Source organism: Tabrizicola sp. T74, from assembly GCF_057219935.1.
In genome coordinates this window covers 33405-49435 of sequence record NZ_JBXVVT010000011.1, presented here as the reverse complement: position 1 = coordinate 49435, position 16031 = coordinate 33405, and the positions used below count along the sequence as shown (strand labels likewise).

Genomic DNA, 16031 nt, shown 5'->3' with positions numbered 1-16031 from the left:
ACTGAAGGACTGGCGACGTGTTGCTACCCGATACGACAGGTGCCACAAGGTCTTCCTCTCCGCCGTCGCTCTCGCTGCAACTGTCATGTTCTGGCTATGAAGCAAGAACGAGTCCTGACCCTACACATTCGTTCATGCCGTGCCTACTGCGCTCTCCTGTCAGCCCGATTTGTCCCGAGACAAATCGGGCCGCGCCTGCCTGCCCCTGGCAGGCGCGTTTCCGCGCCAGCCCAGGCAGTCGCGCCCCGATTTCCAACCGTCCAGGCAAGCTGAAAACCCCTTGCCTTCCGGCTTGCGCCTTCAGGCAATCGGGTCGGGCGACTGTCCACTGGACAGTCGCTTTTCCGACCCTCTGGCCCTTCCTTTACACGGAATTCAAAAGTTAACACCACCCTAACGAAAAACCCCAACCTCCTGAAATCCCTCCCAAACTCCGTTTTGTCCACCGTGGACACCCCGCCCCCCGAGGTCGCTTTCTGCCCCCAACGCGTCCCCTCCGGCTTGGAAACCCTCCCCCGGCCCGCTACTCTCCGGCCGCAAAGGAGACCCCGATGACCCGCGAGACGACCCTCTCCCTGATCCGCCGCTACTACGACGCCTTCAACGCCGGCGACCCCGAGGGGATGCTCGCCTGCCTGGCCGAGGACGTGGAGCACCGGGTGAACGAGGGCGGGCACCGGATCGGCAAGGCGAAGTTCCGCGAATTCTGCGGCCACATGGGGGTCAGCTACCGGGAGAGCCTCCACGACCTCACCATCTTCGCCAGCGACGACGGCCTCCGCGGGGCCGCCGAATTCGTGGTCCACGGGGAGTACCTGAAGACCGACCCCGGCCTGCCAGAGGCGAAGGGCCAGACCTACATCCTCCCCGCCGGGGGGTTCTTCGAAGTCCGCGACGGCCTCATCAGCCGCATCACCACCTTCTACAACCTGAACGACTGGATCCGGCAGGTGAGCCAGTGAACATCGACGAGATCGACGTCCGTGTCCTGACCGGTCGCGACCTGGAGGCGGCGCTCGACGGCGTCGCCCAGCTGCGGATCACCGTGTTCCGGGACTGGCCCTACCTCTACGATGGCTCGCACGAATACGAACGCGAGTACCTCGCCACCTACCGCGACAACCCCGGCGCGCTCTTGGTCGGGGCCTTCCACGACGGCCAGCTGATCGGCGCCTCGACCTCCACCCCGATGGAGGACCACGCGCCGGAGTTCTCGGCGCCATTCCGCGACCTCGGTCTGCTGCCGGAAAGCATTCTCTACGGCGCGGAGTCCGTCCTCCTCCGCCCCTACCGCGGCATCGGCCTCGGCCACCGCTTCATCGACCTGCGCGAGGCCCATGCTCGCGCGCTCGGCCGGACCCATGTCGCCTTCTGTTCGGTCATCCGGCCCGACGACCACCCCGCCCGGCCCGCCGCCGCCCGGACCAACGACGCGTTCTGGCGCAGCCGGGGGTACGAGACGCTGCCCGGCGTGGTCGCGCGGTTCAGCTGGAAGGACGTCGGCGACATCGCCGAGACCGAGAAGGCGCTGCAGTTCTGGATGCGGAAGCTCTGAAGGGGCGGACAGCCCGCTAGCGCCGCCAGACCACCGCGTTCTCGTGCCGCAGGATCTGCTGCTGCATCGTCTCGAACGACTGCACCACGAAGTCGGCAAAGGCCGCCGCGGCCGGGTTGGTGGGCGGCCCCATCAGTCGCAGGATCCCCAGATGGCGTTGCGGCTGCGGAATGTCCACCGGCAGGACGGCGATGCGGTTCTGCTTGCGCTCGGCGAACCAGACCGAGAACGGGAGGACGGCCAGCGCGTCGGTCTCGGACATGTAGTTGATGACCGACAGCAGTGAACCGCCCGAATAGCGGATATCGAGGTCGACCGAGCCGAGCGAGGATCGGATCGCGAAGAGGTCGGCCAGAAGCGGCGAGCCCGGCAAGGGCGCGACCCAGGGGAACCGGCCAAGGTCGCCCGTGGTCAGGCGTTTGGAATGTTGCAGGGGGTGACCCGCGCGGCAGCAGACGACGTTGCGGGCGGGCAGGATCGCGGTGAAGGCCAGTCCCTCGGGTTCGCCGGACGTCCCCAAGGGCACGATGCCAAGGTCCAGCTGGTCCGCGCGGAGGCCAAGGCCCACTTCGGTCAGGTTGCCATAGCTTTGCTGGAAGTCGACGTCCGGGTGCAGGTTCTGGAACGCGGCAATGATCCGGCTGATCATGGCGTCCATGAAGAACGGCACGCCGCAGACCCGGACCAGTCCCCGCGTACCGCGCAAGAGGCTTTGCACCGCCTCGGTCGCGCGGCGGCTTTCCATCAGGATGCGGCGGCCATGCGCGGCGAGTTGCATGCCCAGCGGCGTGGCCTGCAAGGGCCTCCGGTCGCGGATGAACAGGGGCTTGCCGACCCGCGCCTCAAGCTGCGCCAAGGACCGCGACAGCGCGGGCTGCGACAGGCCCAGCGCTGCGGCGCCCTTGCTGACGCTGCCGGCATCGACGACGGCAGAGAGCTGGATCAGGTGCGACTCGGACAGCTTCATAACGGAATGGTATATTGATCTTCGAAGAAGTCATTAGCCGCCTGCGCAATCCCCCATAGCTTCGGTCCAGCAGGGAGGGGAGGACCGGCATGGACGGACAGGGCACCGGGTCGAACGGACAGGGGGGCAGCGCCGAGCAGCGCCTGCGCCTGGCCGCCGCCGCGCCCGGCCGTCTGGGCGATGCGGTCCGGCTGATCCTGAACCACGCCTATGACGTGGTGGCGACGCTGCAGCCCTCGGCCGAAGAGCTGGACGCGCTGGTGCAGTTCCTGACCGATGTGGGCTATGCGACCGACGCCCGGCGGCAGGAATGGGTGCTCTTGGCCGATGTCTTCGGGCTGACCGATGCGGTTGTGTCTCGCGTGGCGGAGGGTCGGGGCACGCCTGCCACCCTGCCCGGCCCGTTCTACCGCCCGGATGCCCCGGCGCTGGCCCTGGGGGCGAACCTGTGCCGGGGGGGTGACGGGGTGCCTTTGGCGGTGAGCGGGAGCGTGACCGGCCCCGACGGCGAGCCGCTGGCGGGGGCCGAGGTCGAGGTCTGGCACGCCAATGCCGAGGGCCGGTATGAGAATCAGGACCCCGACAACCAGCCCGAGCACAACCTGCGCGGCCGGTTCGTGACGGACGCGCAGGGCCGGTTCCATTTCCGCAGCATCAGGCCTGCCGGATATACCTTGCCCGACGACGGCCCGGTGGGCCAGCTGGCGCGGCGGATCGGCCTGTCTCTCGACCGCCCCGCCCATATCCATTTCGCCGTCTCCGCCCCGGGCTACCGGCGGCTGGTGACCTCGATCTTCGACGGCAGCGACCCGGCCATCGGCCGCGATGCGCTGTTCGCCGTCAAGCCCGGCCTGATCGGCGATTTCCGTGCCGAGACGTCCGGGGTCTCGCTTTCCGTCGCTTTGGTCCTGGACCGCGACCCCCAAACCGCAACCTGAAGGAAGGATGACGCACATGGCCCTCGTCTCCGGCTATCACCACCTGACGATGAGCACGCACGGCGTGCAGGAAGACTATGACTTCTACACCAAGGCGCTGGGGCTCTATTCGGTCAAGCGCACGGTGCTGTTCGACGGCGTGCTGCCGGTCTACCACCTGTACTACGGGTCGAAGAACGGCGATGCCTCGACGATCATCACCACCTTCCCGTTCAAGAAACCCGGGGTCTATGGGCGGCGCGGGACGAACCAGACCCGCACGATCATGCAGGCGATCCCGGTGGGCTCGGCGGACTACTGGGTGGACCGGCTGAACAAGCACGGGATCCCGGCCACCAAGGGCGACCGCTTCGGGCTGACCCGGGTGATGTTCGCCCACCCCTGCGGCATCCCGCATGAGCTGGTGGAGAACCCCGGCGATACCCGCACGCCCATCGCCAACCCGGCCCAGGGCGTGTCCGAGGCGCATGGCATCCGCGGCATCTACGGCGGGGCCGTGGCGGTGATGGATGCGACCGCGATGGAGGAGTTCCTCGACATCGGCATGCAGTTCCGCCGCGAAGGGACGGACGACAAGGGCAGCATGTGGGTCGTGCCGCAGAACGACGGGCTGCGCTCGGTCATCGAGATCATCACCGACCGCGACAGCCCGCAGGGGACCTGGACGCTGGCCGGGGGCACGGTTCATCACCTCGCTTTCAATACCGGGAACGAGGAAAACCAGATTGCGCTGAAGGCCCGGCTGGAGGGGATGGGGTATACCGACGTCAGCGAACAGAAGGACCGGATGTACTTCAAATCGATGTACATGCGGTCGCCCGGTGGCGCGCTGTTCGAACTGGCCTGGACCGTCCCGGAAGGCTGGGCCAAGGACGAGCCCGCCGACGCCATTGGCAAGAGCCTCGTCTTCCCGCCGTGGTTTGCCGACCGGCAGGCCGAGATGGAAGCGGGCCTGGAACCGGCCAACTTCTGATGCCGGGCGTGGCGGACATCCTTTCCTTGGGCGTGGACCCTGGCCGGGCGAAGGTGCTGTGCGTCTTCGTCCACGGCCGGAACCAAAGCCCTGAGGAGATGGAGGCGGCGGTCATCCGTCGCCTGTCCGCCCGTGACGTGGCCTTCGCCTTGCCGAGGGCCGGGGACAAGACCTGGTACTACGCCCGCGCCGTCGATCCGCTAAGGGATACGACACGGGCCGAATTGGCGACTTCGCTAGATGGACTTGCTACGACTGTGTCTGACCTGCGCGGCAAGGCTCCTGACCTGCCGCTGGTTCTGGCGGGTTTCAGCCAGGGCGCCTGCCTATCGCTGGAGCATTGCTTCACCGGACGGCAGGCCCCTGACGCCGTGGTGGCCTTCACCGGCTGCCGGGTTGGCGTCGCGTCCGACGACCGCCCCGCCGCACTTCCCTCGGGCCTGCCCGTCTACCTCAGCGCCGGAAGCGCCGACCCCTGGATCCCGGTCACGGCCTTCGCCGAGGCCGCCGCCGAACTAGGCCAAGCCGAGGCCCGCCTGCGCTGCGATGTCTTCCCCGCCCGCCCGCATGAAGTCTCGGATGCCGAGATCGCCATGCTGGACAGCGTCCTGACCGATCTTGCCGCCGGGTACCCGCCCCGGATGGAGGCCCCCCGATGACCCGCCCCTTCACCTTCCTCGGCCTCACCACCCGCGTCGTCTTCGGCCACGGCACGCTCGCGCAGATCCCCGACGAAGTCGCGCGCCTCGGCCATTCCCGCGCTCTGGTCCTGTCCACGCCGCACCAGAAGGCCGAGGCGGAGGCACTGGCCGCAAAGCTCGGCGACAAGGCCGCAGGCATCTTCGCCGGGGCCGCGATGCACACGCCGGTCGAGGTGACGGAGGAGGCCGTGGCGGCCTTCCGCGCCGCGCAGGCCGACTGCGTGGTCTCGCTGGGCGGCGGCTCGACCACCGGCCTTGGCAAGGCCATCGCGGTCCGCACCGGGGCCGACCAAGTGGTGATCCCGACGACCTATGCCGGGTCCGAGATGACCGACATCCTGGGCGAAACGACCGCAGGCGAAAAGACCACCCGCCGCGACCCGGCGATCCGGCCCGAGGTCGTGGTCTACGACGTCGACCTGACCCTGACCCTGCCCGCGGGCCTGACCGTGACTTCGGCCCTGAACGCCATCGCCCATGCGATGGAGGCGCTTTACGCCCCCGACCGCAACCCGGTGATCGAGGCGATGGTCCGCGACGCGCTGCCCACCTTCCGCGACGCGCTTCCGGTGCTAGTGCAAAACCCGCAGGACCGCGAGGCCCGCGCTGGAGCGCTTTACGCCGCCTGGTGCTGCTCGACCGCGCTTGGCTATGTCTCAATGGCGCTGCACCACAAGCTGGCCCACGTCCTTGGCGGCAGCTTCGGCCTGCCGCACGCGGAAACCCACGCCGTCCTTCTGCCCCACACCACCGCCTACAACGAACCGGCTGTCGGGGACCTGCTCAAACCCATCGCCGACACCTTCGGCGGCACGGCGGGCGCGGGCCTCTGGCACTTCGCCAAATCCGTCGGCGCGCCTTTGCGGCTTGCGGACCTCGGCCTCACCGAACCCGACCTCGACCGGGCGGCCGAGATCGCGACGAAGAACCCATATGCAAATCCGCGCCCCGTCAGCCGGGACGGCATCCGGCAGCTCTTGCAACAGGCCTACGACGGGCATTGCCCCGCCTGAAAAACCAAAGGGAGGAACCACCATGCTTACCAGACGCAAGCTTCTGAAATCCGGCGCCGCCACCGGCCTCGCGCTCGCCACCCCCGGCCTCTTCGCGCCTGCCATCGCGCAAGGGGCGAAGATCCGCATCGGCTATGTCAGCCCGCAGTCGGGGCCCCTGGCCGGTTTCGCCGAAAGCGACGCCTACAACATCGAGGCCTTCCTCGCCTCGGAAGCGGGCGCGAACTTCGAGGTCATCGTCAAGGACAGCCAGTCCGACCCGAACCGTGCCGCCGCCGTCGCGAAAGAGCTGATCGTCGACGACGAGATCAACCTCATGGTCGTCGCCTCGACCCCCGAAACCACGAACCCCGTCGCGACCACCTGCGAGGCGGAAGGGATGCCGGTCATCTCCACCATGGCGCCCTGGCAGCCCTGGTTCATCGGCCAGCAGGGCAACCCCGCCGACCCGACCTCGTGGCAGCCCTTCAACTACGCCTTCCACTACTTCTGGGGGCTGGAGGACGTCATCGCCGTCTTCCTGAACATGTGGAACCAGGTCGCGACCAACAAGGTCGTGGGCGGCCTCTTCCCCAATGACGCGGACGGCAATGCCTGGGGCGACCCGAACGTGGGCGTCGGCCCGGGCTTTGCCGCGCAGGGCTATACCTTGACCGACCCCGGACGCTACCAGAACCTGAACGACGATTTCTCGGCCCAGATCAACGCGTTCAAGGCGGCCAATGCCGAGATCGTCACCGGCGTCGTGATCCCGCCCGACTTCACCACCTTCCGCAACCAGGCGCTGCAGCAGGGCTACAACCCGAAGATCATCACGGTCGCCAAGGCGATCCTCTTCCCGCAGTCGGTCGAAGCCCTGGGCGAGGCCGGGCACAACCTGTCCTCGGAAGTCTGGTGGAGCGCCACGCATCCGTTCAAGTCCTCGCTCACTGGCCAGTCGGCGGCGGACCTTGCGGCGGACTTCACGGCCAAGACCAGCCGCCCCTGGACCCAGCCGATCGGCTTTGTCCATTCGCTGTTCGAAGTGGCGTCGAACGTGATGGGCCGCGTCTCGGATGTGACCGATGCCGATGCCGTGGCCGCCGCCATCGCCGCCACCGACCTCGACACGATGGTCGGCAAGGTCGCCTGGAAGGGCGAAGGGTTGCCTCCCTTCGCCGCTGCCAACGTCACCAAGACGCCGCTGGTGGGCGGCCAGTGGCGGCGGAAAGAGGACGGGACCTTCGACCTTGTCATCGTCGACAACCAGACCGCCCCGGCGATCCCGACCGGCGGCACGATGGAGGCGCTGGCCTGACCCTGTCGCGGCCCCTGTCACCAACGGGGGCCACGCCAAAGGCCGATTGACCCATGACCGACGTCCTGACCCTCTCCCACGTCTCGAAAAGCTTCGGCGCCCTCAAGGTGACCGACGAGGTTTCGTTCGTCGTGCCGAAGGGTCAGGCGCTTGGCATCATCGGCCCGAACGGCGCGGGGAAATCCACGCTCTTCAACCTGATCACCGGCAATTTCCTGCCCGACGCCGGGACCATCACCCTCCTTGGCCGCGACGTCACCCGCATCCCGGCAATGGAACGCGTCCGGATGGGTGTCGGCCGCAGCTTCCAGATCCCGCAGCCCTTCGAAGGGCTTACGGTCTTTGAAAACCTCCTCACCGCCGCCGCCTACGGCCAGGGCAAGCGCGAGGCTGAGGTGCAGGACGCCTGCGTCGCCATCCTGCGCGATACCGAGCTTCTGGCGAAAGCCAACCAGTTGGCCGCAAGCCTCTCCCTCCTCGACCGCAAGCGGCTGGAACTGGCGCGCGCGATGGCCACCGGCCCCGAACTCCTCCTCCTCGACGAAATCGCCGGTGGCCTGACGGAAGGCGAATGCCAGGCGCTGGTCGCCACGATCAAGGGCCTCCACGCGCAAGGCGTGACGATCATCTGGATCGAGCATGTCCTGCACGCCCTGACCTCGGTCGTCGAGCGACTCCTCGTCCTCGACTTCGGCCGCGTCATCGGCATCGGCGAGCCCGAGCAGATCATGGCCTCGAAAGAGGTGCGAGAAATCTACCTGGGGATGGAGGTCTGAATGGCGCTCCTGTCCACCCATGGCCTCACCGCGCAATACGGCCAGTTCAAGGCCCTGTTCGGCGTAGACCTCCATGTCGACCCCGGCGAATGCGTCGCGATCATCGGCGCGAATGGCGCTGGCAAGACGACCCTGATGCGGTCAATCACCGGCGTCCTGCGGAATGCGCCCGAGATGATCCGCCTGGGCGGCACCCCCATCGGCGCACTGCCCGCCGACCAGATCCTGCAGCGCGGCATCGCGATGGTGCCCGAAGGCCGCAAGCTCTTCCCCTCGCTCAGCGTCGAGGAAAACCTCCTGATCGGCGGCCAGGTCCGCAAAGGCTCCGGCCGCTGGTCACTGGACGATATCTACGCGCTTTTCCCGATCCTGAGGGACCGCCGCCACTCCCCCGGCACCGCCCTTTCCGGTGGCCAGCAGCAGATGGTCGCCATCGGCCGCGCGCTGATGTCGAACCCCGATCTTCTTCTTTGCGACGAGATCAGCCTCGGTCTCGCCCCCGTCGTCATCCGCGACATCTACGCCGCCCTCCCCGCGATCCGCGCCACCGGGGCCGCCGTCATCGTCGTGGAACAGGACATCTCCCGCGCGCTCTCGGTCGCCGACCGCGTCTACTGCATGATGGAGGGCCGCATCACGCTCACCGCCCCGGCCAAGGCTGTCACCCGCGAGGCGATCCACGCCGCCTATTTCGGGGCCGCCGCATGACCAAGCCATTCATCTGTCCCCAAATATCCCCGCCGGAGGCCCACCGAGCCGTTGCGCGTTCTTCACGCGCAAAAGGCGAGACAAAAGGCTCGCGCCGCAAGGCGCTCAATTCAAAAACCGTCCCCACCCACGAGGCGCCCGATGATCTGGCTTGACGTCCTCGTCCAGGGGATCCTCCTCGGCGGGCTCTACGCACTTTTCGCCGCGGGCCTCAGCCTCGTCTTCGGCATCATGCGGCTGGTGAACCTCGCCCATGGCGACCTGATCGTCTTCGCGGCCTTCGCGATCCTTCTCATCACCGCCACCCTTGGCCTCAACCCCTTCCTCGCTGCGCTCCTCGCCGCGCCGCTGATGTTTGCCGCCGGCTGGGCGCTCCAGCGCTTTGTCCTGAACCGCGTCCTCGGCAAGGACATCCTGCCGCCGCTCCTCGTCACCTTCGGCCTTTCGGTCGCGCTGCAGAACGGGATGCTGGAGGCCTTCAGCGCCGACAGCCAGCGCCTCTCGGTCGGCCCCCTCGAAAGCGCCTCGATCAACCTCGGCATCGTCACGGTGGGCACCCTGCCGCTTCTGACCTTCGCCTCTGCCGTCGCTGCAATCTTCATCCTGAACCGAATCTTCTACACCACCGCCCTGGGCCGCGCCTTCCGGGCGGTTTCGGACGACCCCACGACGGCCAGCCTGATGGGCCTCAACCCGAAATCCGTCTTCGCCATCGCCACGGGTCTTGCGATGGTCATCGTGACCCTCGCGGCCCTCTACCTCGGCATGCGGGCGAACTTCGACCCCTCAATCGGCCCTGCCCGCCTCCTCTACGCCTTCCAGGCGGTCATCATCGGGGGGCTCGGCAGCCTCTGGGGCACCCTGGCCGGTGGGGCGATTATCGGTGTCGCCCAGACCTTCGGAGCCCAGATAAACCCGGAATGGCAGATACTTGCCGGGCATGTCGCCTTCCTGATCGTCCTCCTCATCCGGCCGCGCGGCCTTTTCCCCAGGGCGGTGGACTGAGATGCACCAGGTCACCACTCGCACCCACGCTTCGACCGTCGCCGGCATCGCCGCAGTTGCCCTTGTGCTGATCGGCCTGATCCTCCCTGCCTTCGCCCCCCGCAGCCTGATCCAGGACCTGTTCTTCATCCTGACCATGCTGACGCTCGCCCAGCTCTGGAACCTGATCGCGGGCTTCGGGGGCATGGTCAGCGTCGGCCAGCAAGCCTTCGTGGGCATCGGCGCCTACGCGATGTTTGCGGGCGTCATCCTCTGGGGCTGGGACCCGGTTCCCGCGATCCTCCTCGGAGGCATCGCCGCCTTCATCCTTGCCATCCCGATGGCCTTCTTTGCCTTCCGCCTGGCCGGGGCCTACTTCGCCATCGGCACATGGGTTATCGCCGAAGTCACCCGCCTGCTCATCGCCCAATGGAAGACCCTCGGCGGCGGGACCGGCACCAGCCTCCCGCGAGAAGCAACCTCCGACATCATCGGCGTCGAGGCCATCGCGAGCCTCTTCGGTCTGAGGGACGCCGCCGCCCGTGATGTGCTGGCCTACTGGCTGGCCCTCGCTCTGACCGTCGCCACGATGGCCGCGATCTACACGCTCCTCCGCTCGCGCACCGGCCTTGCGCTGGCGGCCGTCCGCGACAACGACAATGCCGCGCGGTCGGTCGGAGTGGACGCCCGCCGGGTCAAATGGATCGTCTTCCTGTCAGCCGCCACCATGACAGGCCTCGTCGGTGCGCTGATCTACATGCAGACCGCCCGCATATCTCCTGACGCGGCGTTCAGCGTCACCAACTGGACCGCCTACGTCATCTTCATCGCCGTCATCGGCGGCATCGGTCGGCTGGAAGGCCCGATCCTCGGCGTCCTCGTCTTCTGGGGCCTGCAGACCGCCTTTGCCGACTACGGCAGCTGGTATCTCCTCGCCCTCGGCCTTCTGGCCATCGCCACCATGCTCTTTGCCCCCCGCGGGCTTTGGGGCCTGATCCATGACCGCACGGGCCTTGCCCTCTTCCCCGTCCAACGCCGCCTTATCCTGGAAGGAGCCAAAGATGGCTGACATCACCACCGACGTTCTTGTCATCGGCACCGGCCCTGCCGGGTCCGCAACCGCTGCGCTGCTGGCGTCCTACGGCGTCGAGACGCTGGTGGTGAACCGCTACCGCTGGCTGGCCAACACCCCGCGCGCCCACATCACCAACCAGCGCACGATGGAAGTGCTGCGCGACCTGGGGCCCGAGGTCGAGGACGAGGCGATGAAGCACGCCACGCATCAGGAGTTGATGGGGAACAACGTCTTCTGCGTCAGCCTTGCGGGTGAGGAACTGGGCCGGATGCAGTCCTGGGGCACCAGCCCGGAATCGAAAGCCCGCCACCTGCGCGCCAGCCCTTGCGAGATGAACGACCTGCCGCAGACCTTCATGGAGCCGATCCTCTTCGGCACCGCCTGCCGCCGGGGCGCGCAGTCGCGGATGTCCACCGAATACATCAGCCACGTCCAGGACGCGGACGGCGTCACCACCACCTGCCGCGACCGCCTGACCGGCAAGGACCTGACGATCCGGTCCAAGTACCTGGTTGGCGCGGACGGTGGGAACTCCCTTGTCGCCGAACATGCGGGCCTGCCGTTCGAGGGCAAGATGGGCGTCGGCGGGTCGATGAACATCCTGTTCCGGGCCGACCTGTCCCGCTACGTGGCACACCGGCCCTCGGTCCTCTACTGGGTCATGCAGCCCGGGGCCGACGTGGGCGGGATCGGCATGGGGCTGGTGCGGATGGTCCGGCCCTGGAACGAATGGCTGATCGTCTGGGGCTATGACATCAACCAGCCCGCCCCCGTGGTGGACGCGGCGATGGCGACGCAGGTGGCCCGCCAGCTGGTGGGTGTCCCGGACCTGGAGATCGACCTGATCTCTGCCAACACTTGGACGGTGAACAACTGCTTTGCCACTCACATGCAATCAGGCCGCGTCTTCATCATGGGCGACGCGGCGCACCGGCACCCGCCCTCGAACGGGCTTGGTTCGAATACATCAATTCAGGATGCCTTTAACCTGGCCTGGAAGCTTGCTGCTGTAGTAAAAGGGCAAGCCACGCCAAAACTCCTTGACAGCTACTCCACCGAACGCGCCCCCATAGCGCGCCAGATCGTCACCCGGGCCAACCAGTCGATCGCAGAGTTCGGCCCAATCTTCGAGTCCCTGGGGATGGACGGCGGCGTTGACCACGACCGGATCGAGCGGAGCATGGCCGCCCGCTGCGATGCGACCGAGGCTGGCGAGAAACAGCGCGAGGCGCTTAGGCGCGCCATCGACTTCAAGGTCTACGAATTCGACTGCCACGGGGTCGAGATGAACCAGCGCTACACCTCTGGCGCCGTTGTCAGCGACGGCACCACCGCGCCCACGGGCGAGAACATGGAGCTGTACTACCAGCCCACCACGACCCCCGGCGCCCGGCTGCCGCATGCCTGGGTCTATGACCGCAGCGGGGCCAAACAGTCCACGCTCGATCTGTGCGGGAAGGGCCAGTTCACGATCCTGACCGGCATCGGCGGCGAGGGCTGGGTCAAGGCGGCGGAAAGCGTGGGCAAGGCCCTGGGCCTGCCCATCCGCGCCGTCACCATCGGCCCCCGCGCGGACTACGAGGACCACGTCGGCGACTGGCACAAGGTCCGCGAGATCCGGGACTCCGGCTGCCTCCTGATCCGCCCCGACCACCACGTCGCCTGGCGCAGCCAAACGGCCAGCAAAGACCCGGCGGGCGAGTTGACCCGCGTCCTGCGCAGCATCCTGGGGCACTGACATGACCGAACAAGGGTTCTTCACCGAAGCCACCTCGGCCGAGGTCGTCATCTCCCGCAACGCCAAGGCCAAGGACGCGCGCCTGGCCGAGGTCATGGCGATTCTGACCAAACACCTCCACGCCGCCGTGAAGGAGATCGAGCCGACCGAGGCCGAGTGGTTCCATGCGATCCTGTTCCTGACCGCCACCGGCCACATGTGCACCGACTGGCGGCAGGAGTTCATCCTCTTGTCGGACGTGTTGGGCGTGTCGATGCTGGTCGACGCGATCAACAACCGGAAGCCTTCGGGGGCGTCGGAAAGCACCGTCCTCGGCCCCTTCCACGTCGCCGACGCGCCGGAACTGCCGATGGGCAGCGACATCTGCCTCGACCAGAAGGGCGAGCCGATGCTGGTCCGCGGCACGATCCGGTCGACGGACGGCACCCCCTTGGCAAACGCCAAGATCGACGTCTGGCAGGCCAACGACGAAGGCTTCTACGACGTGCAGCAAAAGGGCATCCAGCCCGACTTCAACCTGCGCGGCGTGTTCCGCACCGGGCCGGACGGCAGCTACTGGTTCAAGGGCGTTAAGCCCAGGTTCTACCCGATCCCCGACGACGGCCCGGTGGGCAAGCTCCTGGCCGCACTTGGCCGCCACCCCTACCGGCCCGCGCACCTGCACTACATCATCGAGGCTCCTGCCCACGCCCGCCTTGTCACCCACATCTTCGATCCGGATGACCCCTACATCGGCTCGGACGCGGTCTTTGGCGTTAAGGAGAGCCTTCTGGCGAAATTCGACCGGATCACCGACCCGGCCGAAATCGCCAGGGCGGGCTTCGACAAGCCCTTCTTCCTGGTGGAACACGATTTCATCCTCGCGCCCCAATGAAACCCTGCATCATCTGCGTTGCCATCACCGGGTCCCTGCCGAAAAAGGCCGACAACCCGGCCGTGCCCATCTCGGTCGCGGAGCAGATCGAATCCACGCACGAGGCTTTCGAGGCCGGCGCGACCATCGTCCACGCCCATGTCCGGAACGACGACGAGACCCCCTCCTCGGACCCCGAGAAGTTCGCGCGCCTCAAGGAGGGGGTGGAGAAGCACTGCCCCGGCATGATCATCCAGTTCTCGACCGGAGGCCGGTCCGGCGCAGGCAAGACCCGGGGCGGAATGCTGCCGCTGAAGCCAGACATGGCCAGCCTCTCGGTCGGCTCGAACAACTTCCCCACCCGCGTCTACGAGAACCCGCCCGACCTGGTGGACTGGCTGGCCGCGGAAATGCTGGCCTACGACATCAAGCCCGAGATCGAGTGCTTTGACCTGTCCCACATCCACCAGGCTGCGGCGATGCAGCGGGACGGCAGGCTGAAGGCCCCAGCCTATGTCCAGTTCGTGATGGGCGTGAAGAACGCGATGCCCGCCGACCGCGACGTCTTCGACTACTACATCCGCACGGTGGAACGCCTGCTCCCCGGGTCAGAATGGTGCGCAGCGGGGATCGGCCCGCACCAGATCACGCTGAACGAATGGTCCGTCGCCGCCGGGGGTCATGCCCGCACCGGGCTGGAGGACAATGTCCGCCTGGATCGCACCAGCCTGGCCCCTTCAAACGGGGCGCTTGTCCGGCGCGTGGTCGAGATCTGTGACCGCCACCAGCGTCCGGTCGCCACACCGGCCGAGGCACGCCGATTGCTGCACCTGAAACCGGTGGCCAACGCCTGATCCCTCAGCGTCTGCCGACCCCCAATCCAACGCCAGGGGTGAGTTGGTAGCGAAGGCGCTCTCACCCAAGATGACGCCAAAAGCACCCTCGCTACCCAGCGGATCCAGGCATCAACAGATTGGGGAAGACTTGAACGTGGTACCCAGATCGGAATCGAACCAGCGACACGCGGATTTTGAATCCAGGTCTTTGTGTTTTCTTTCAATACTTTGCTTGCGAGATCTCGGTCAAACCGATCCTTTCAGCTCTATGACTTCGCTGGAAACTGAGAAGCCCATTCTGCCTAACCTGCAGAACCAGAAGGTCCCTGACGTTCCTAGTGACCGCAGGAGCTTGGCCACCAAACAGGCAACGCCGCACTGTCATACCGCTCGTCGACCGCCCAATGGTTGATCGCGGACGAAACGGTTTTTGCTGCGAACGGGGTCTGAGAAATGCTGAAAGATTTGGGAGTTAAGACCTGTGCCCCAAACCATAGGTTGGGATGAAAGTCTGTCTGATACACTAAATATGGTAGGGGTCACCACAGTCGGAACGAGACCGTGTTCAACAGTGCCAAAGGACTGACGCCGCACCGCGACCCGCAACGACCGATTTGCATAGTCTTTCATTTCCGCTCTTGGTGGAGGTGTAACCGTTGTGATCTGGCTTCGACGATCTCTTGGGTTCTGTGCTGTTGCGCGAAAGGGCAAGACATCTAGTGCCACAGGGTCAAGGAAGGGCAGGTTGGAGAGGGTCGGCTCGCACCTGCGGCGGCACAATGGGCCAATAGGCAAGAAACCGTCCAACGGACTTCCAGACCGGGAAACCGGTTGAACCTTCGTGAGATTGATGCAATCCTGAGTGTATAGAAGCATTCCAAGAATTGACGATCCCCCAACTTCAGACGATTAAGGTGGACCGTGCAGATTGTGATAGTCACACCAATCCGATTGCTCGCTGACGGCCTTGTTCTGCTTTTCCAGGCGCGCAAGGATTTCTCGGTTGTTCATGTCACTGACACCCTGACCGAACTGGAGAGCCTGCTCCGCTCTGATGATATTGGTCTGGTTCTGGTGGACACCACCCAGATTGCCGACCTTGAGGAGATCCGTCTGCTGGCGCTGGCCCATCCCGATGTCGTCCTCGTGGCGCTTGGATTGCGAGACCAACGTCAAGAGGTGATCCGCTGTGGCCGGGCGGGCTTTGGCGGTTATGTCTGCCGCGATTGCACGGCGGACGATCTGGTGAAGGCCATGAAGGACGCAGTTGCAGGCAAGCTCAGCTGTCCGGAGGAGGTTTCAGGCAATCTGCTGCGCGCACTTTTTCAGGCCGTGCCCGCCCCGCCGCCGCCGCCGTCGGCCGACACGCTTACCCAGCGAGAGACGGACGTCATGCACCTCATCGGTCGCGGCTACACCAACAAGGAAATTGCCAGGGACCTGAAGTTGAGCGTATCGACCGTCAAGCACCATGTGCACAACGTCCTTGACAAGATGCACCTGCCGCGCCGGGGACATGTGATGCGACAGGTGCGGGAACGGCCCTGGACGGGGGTTTAGTGGCACAACCAGGTTGACCAGGGCACAGGTCCAAATCATCGGCTCGTCGAGCATCAC

Annotated in this window: 16 protein-coding genes and 1 pseudogene; 16 read left to right on the top strand and 1 reads right to left on the bottom strand. The window is 66.2% G+C overall.

Going from position 1 to position 16031, the window contains the following annotated elements; genetic code table 11:
• The 3 genes and pseudogenes from AC2EAL_RS21480 to AC2EAL_RS21470 all read left to right on the top strand — a co-directional run.
• A pseudogene (locus AC2EAL_RS21480) lies at window positions 1-100 on the top strand (IS5/IS1182 family transposase); the annotation flags it as partial.
• Window positions 101-551: 451 nt separating this feature from the next.
• Window positions 552-962: a ketosteroid isomerase-related protein gene (locus AC2EAL_RS21475; protein WP_484726285.1), complete on the top strand. Its 411-nt coding sequence runs from the start codon at window positions 552-554 to the stop codon at window positions 960-962.
• Entirely contained in the window at window positions 959-1555 is a 597-nt protein-coding gene (locus AC2EAL_RS21470; protein ID WP_484726284.1) for a GNAT family N-acetyltransferase, read from the top strand. The genes AC2EAL_RS21475 and AC2EAL_RS21470 overlap by 4 nt, the downstream gene beginning before the upstream one ends.
• A 16-nt stretch (window positions 1556-1571) precedes the next feature.
• On the opposite strand, the gene AC2EAL_RS21465 is transcribed toward AC2EAL_RS21470, so the two are convergent.
• The gene (locus AC2EAL_RS21465; protein WP_484726283.1) at window positions 1572-2522 is read right to left on the bottom strand and encodes a LysR family transcriptional regulator; all 951 of its coding nucleotides are present in this window, start codon (window positions 2520-2522) and stop codon (window positions 1572-1574) included.
• Window positions 2523-2611: 89 nt separating this feature from the next.
• Here AC2EAL_RS21465 and AC2EAL_RS21460 point away from each other — a divergent pair, with 89 nt between their 5' ends.
• From AC2EAL_RS21460 to AC2EAL_RS21400, 13 genes are all read left to right on the top strand, one after another.
• Window positions 2612-3460 (top strand): dioxygenase family protein, encoded by an 849-nt coding sequence (locus tag AC2EAL_RS21460; protein WP_484726282.1) that lies wholly within the window; start codon window positions 2612-2614, stop codon window positions 3458-3460.
• A gap of 16 nt (window positions 3461-3476) precedes the next feature.
• Window positions 3477-4433 (top strand): VOC family protein, encoded by a 957-nt coding sequence (locus AC2EAL_RS21455; protein WP_484726281.1) that lies wholly within the window; start codon window positions 3477-3479, stop codon window positions 4431-4433.
• 8 nt (window positions 4434-4441) lie between these two features.
• Window positions 4442-5092 carry an alpha/beta hydrolase gene (locus tag AC2EAL_RS21450; RefSeq protein WP_484726280.1) on the top strand — a complete coding sequence of 217 codons (651 nt, stop codon included), beginning with the start codon at window positions 4442-4444 and terminating at the stop codon, window positions 5090-5092.
• Window positions 5089-6147 (top strand): maleylacetate reductase, encoded by a 1059-nt coding sequence (locus AC2EAL_RS21445; RefSeq protein ID WP_484726279.1) that lies wholly within the window; start codon window positions 5089-5091, stop codon window positions 6145-6147. The genes AC2EAL_RS21450 and AC2EAL_RS21445 overlap by 4 nt, the downstream gene beginning before the upstream one ends.
• A 22-nt stretch (window positions 6148-6169) precedes the next feature.
• Window positions 6170-7444: an ABC transporter substrate-binding protein gene (locus AC2EAL_RS21440; RefSeq protein ID WP_484726278.1), complete on the top strand. Its 1275-nt coding sequence runs from the start codon at window positions 6170-6172 to the stop codon at window positions 7442-7444.
• Window positions 7445-7497: 53 nt separating this feature from the next.
• Window positions 7498-8220: an ABC transporter ATP-binding protein gene (locus AC2EAL_RS21435; protein ID WP_484726277.1), complete on the top strand. Its 723-nt coding sequence runs from the start codon at window positions 7498-7500 to the stop codon at window positions 8218-8220.
• On the top strand, window positions 8221-8928 hold the full coding sequence (locus tag AC2EAL_RS21430; protein ID WP_484726276.1) for an ABC transporter ATP-binding protein: 708 nt from the start codon (window positions 8221-8223) through the stop codon (window positions 8926-8928).
• 141 nt (window positions 8929-9069) lie between these two features.
• Window positions 9070-9933, top strand: a complete 864-nt coding sequence (locus AC2EAL_RS21425) for a branched-chain amino acid ABC transporter permease (protein ID WP_484726275.1) — start codon at window positions 9070-9072, stop codon at window positions 9931-9933.
• A gap of 1 nt (window position 9934) precedes the next feature.
• Window positions 9935-10981 (top strand): branched-chain amino acid ABC transporter permease, encoded by a 1047-nt coding sequence (locus AC2EAL_RS21420; protein ID WP_484726274.1) that lies wholly within the window; start codon window positions 9935-9937, stop codon window positions 10979-10981.
• Entirely contained in the window at window positions 10974-12725 is a 1752-nt protein-coding gene (locus AC2EAL_RS21415; protein ID WP_484726273.1) for an FAD-dependent oxidoreductase, read from the top strand. Before AC2EAL_RS21420 ends, AC2EAL_RS21415 begins: the two co-directional genes overlap by 8 nt.
• A 1-nt stretch (window position 12726) precedes the next feature.
• Window positions 12727-13599: an intradiol ring-cleavage dioxygenase gene (locus AC2EAL_RS21410; RefSeq protein WP_484726272.1), complete on the top strand. Its 873-nt coding sequence runs from the start codon at window positions 12727-12729 to the stop codon at window positions 13597-13599.
• Window positions 13596-14432: a 3-oxoadipate:acetyl-CoA acetyltransferase gene (locus tag AC2EAL_RS21405; protein WP_484726271.1), complete on the top strand. Its 837-nt coding sequence runs from the start codon at window positions 13596-13598 to the stop codon at window positions 14430-14432. The genes AC2EAL_RS21410 and AC2EAL_RS21405 overlap by 4 nt, the downstream gene beginning before the upstream one ends.
• Window positions 14433-15335: 903 nt before the next feature.
• Window positions 15336-15974 (top strand): LuxR C-terminal-related transcriptional regulator, encoded by a 639-nt coding sequence (locus tag AC2EAL_RS21400; RefSeq protein ID WP_484726270.1) that lies wholly within the window; start codon window positions 15336-15338, stop codon window positions 15972-15974.
• The last annotated feature ends 57 nt before the right edge of the window (window positions 15975-16031 follow it).

Coding starts and splice junctions, on each gene's coding strand:
- AC2EAL_RS21430 (WP_484726276.1), top strand. CDS start 8,221: ATGGCGCTCCTGTCCACCCATGGCCTCACCGCGCAATACGGCCAGTTC.
- AC2EAL_RS21410 (WP_484726272.1), top strand. CDS start 12,727: ATGACCGAACAAGGGTTCTTCACCGAAGCCACCTCGGCCGAGGTCGTC.
- AC2EAL_RS21475 (WP_484726285.1), top strand. CDS start 552: ATGACCCGCGAGACGACCCTCTCCCTGATCCGCCGCTACTACGACGCC.
- AC2EAL_RS21435 (WP_484726277.1), top strand. CDS start 7,498: ATGACCGACGTCCTGACCCTCTCCCACGTCTCGAAAAGCTTCGGCGCC.
- AC2EAL_RS21425 (WP_484726275.1), top strand. CDS start 9,070: ATGATCTGGCTTGACGTCCTCGTCCAGGGGATCCTCCTCGGCGGGCTC.
- AC2EAL_RS21415 (WP_484726273.1), top strand. CDS start 10,974: ATGGCTGACATCACCACCGACGTTCTTGTCATCGGCACCGGCCCTGCC.
- AC2EAL_RS21420 (WP_484726274.1), top strand. CDS start 9,935: ATGCACCAGGTCACCACTCGCACCCACGCTTCGACCGTCGCCGGCATC.
- AC2EAL_RS21440 (WP_484726278.1), top strand. CDS start 6,170: ATGCTTACCAGACGCAAGCTTCTGAAATCCGGCGCCGCCACCGGCCTC.
- AC2EAL_RS21460 (WP_484726282.1), top strand. CDS start 2,612: ATGGACGGACAGGGCACCGGGTCGAACGGACAGGGGGGCAGCGCCGAG.
- AC2EAL_RS21465 (WP_484726283.1), bottom strand. CDS start 2,522: ATGAAGCTGTCCGAGTCGCACCTGATCCAGCTCTCTGCCGTCGTCGAT.
- AC2EAL_RS21455 (WP_484726281.1), top strand. CDS start 3,477: ATGGCCCTCGTCTCCGGCTATCACCACCTGACGATGAGCACGCACGGC.
- AC2EAL_RS21445 (WP_484726279.1), top strand. CDS start 5,089: ATGACCCGCCCCTTCACCTTCCTCGGCCTCACCACCCGCGTCGTCTTC.
- AC2EAL_RS21405 (WP_484726271.1), top strand. CDS start 13,596: ATGAAACCCTGCATCATCTGCGTTGCCATCACCGGGTCCCTGCCGAAA.